Genomic DNA, 1201 nt, shown 5'->3' on the forward strand with positions numbered 1-1201 from the left:
TTTTAGGCTCTTCTGTATTCTCCTCTACTGGCATGGTCTTTTGGTCCTGTAGCTCGGTAGCTTCTGGTTTACTGGTAGCCTTTTGCGGAATCTCCTGTAGTGTAGACATCTTCTGTGTTGCCTTTGGAGTTTTAAAGGCTTCCACCTTGCTCTTAGTCTCCGTCTTTGGATGAGTGGTCTTTAGCTCTTGTATACTCTCCTCCTTTCTAAACTCCAAAAGGCTTAGGTCTATTTCCAAAGGCTTTGTGTCTTTGTAAAAAGTCGTTTGCGAAAGCCATACAAAGCCTGTTAGAAAAAGGGCATGCAGTATAAAGGAAACTCCGTAAGCCTTTAGTCTCTGGTTCATCTTACCTCCGTTCTAATGGAAACCCTCTCAAACTGGTATTTCTTCAAAAGCTCCAGAAGGCTTACAAGGCTTTGCAAGTTTGCGTCCTTGTCTCCTGCTATGCTTATGCGTATAGAGGGGTCTAAGTTTTTGAGTATCTCCTCAAGCTCTCGGAGGCTTACTTCTTTGCCCTCAAAGAAGAGCCTACCCTCCTTTGTGAGAACTATCTCAAGGCTCCTTATAACCTCTTCCTGTTTTTGGCTTGCCTTTGGGAGGTTTACAGGTATAGAGCCTTGCACCACAAAGGTGGCGGTAATAAGCACGATGGTAAGGAGCACCAGCATTATGTCCACAAGAGGTATCACGTTCATGGAGCTAAACTCTTTCTCTTCCATTTTGCACCTCCCAAAGGGTTAGTTTTTCACGCACCTTCCTCAAGAGGTAGTTATATAGCACGGAAGAAGGAATAGCTACCAAAAGACCTACAGCGGTAGCCTTCAAAGCCAAAGCCAGACCCACCATAACCTTCTGAGTATCCACAAAGCCCTCTTGACCTATGGTGTAAAAGGTTAGCATTATGCCAAGCACCGTTCCAAGAAGACCCACATAAGGAGCGTTGGAGGCGGTAGAGGCTATGATGAAAAGTCCCTTTGTAAGCTCCAGCTCAAGCTCCTGCTTGCTTTTGAAGTTCTCAAGTTTGAGGTTTCTGTAAAACATAAGCCTTTCTATGCCTATACCAAAAGAGATAAAGCTAAGAAGGAGCAAAAGACCTATTACGCCATAGTCAACTGAGAGCCTAAGCCAGTCCATGCTGTTAATTTTAAGTTATGCACACGATAGCTTCAAGGATAAATTAAAAAAGGGGGCGAAGCCCCA

3 protein-coding genes are annotated in these 1201 nt (G+C 44.4%); all 3 read right to left on the bottom strand.

Annotated features, from left to right (window positions below; translation table 11 throughout):
• Nucleotides 1-346: hypothetical protein (locus WKI49_02135; protein MEJ7621302.1), on the bottom strand; the 346-nt coding region annotated here is incomplete at its 3' end.
• On the bottom strand, nucleotides 343-720 hold the full coding sequence (locus WKI49_02140) for a biopolymer transporter ExbD (GenBank protein MEJ7621303.1): 378 nt from the start codon (nucleotides 718-720) through the stop codon (nucleotides 343-345). The genes WKI49_02140 and WKI49_02135, both read right to left, overlap by 4 nt.
• On the bottom strand, nucleotides 701-1135 hold the full coding sequence (exbB, locus tag WKI49_02145) for a TonB-system energizer ExbB (protein MEJ7621304.1): 435 nt from the start codon (nucleotides 1133-1135) through the stop codon (nucleotides 701-703). Before exbB ends, WKI49_02140 begins: the two co-directional genes overlap by 20 nt.
• Nucleotides 1136-1201: the final 66 nt, after the last annotated feature.

This window comes from Aquificaceae bacterium (genome assembly GCA_037722135.1).
Classification (GTDB): domain Bacteria; phylum Aquificota; class Aquificia; order Aquificales; family Aquificaceae; genus Pampinifervens; species Pampinifervens sericum.

Coding starts and splice junctions, on each gene's coding strand:
- WKI49_02140 (MEJ7621303.1), bottom strand. CDS start 720: ATGGAAGAGAAAGAGTTTAGCTCCATGAACGTGATACCTCTTGTGGAC.
- exbB (MEJ7621304.1), bottom strand. CDS start 1,135: ATGGACTGGCTTAGGCTCTCAGTTGACTATGGCGTAATAGGTCTTTTG.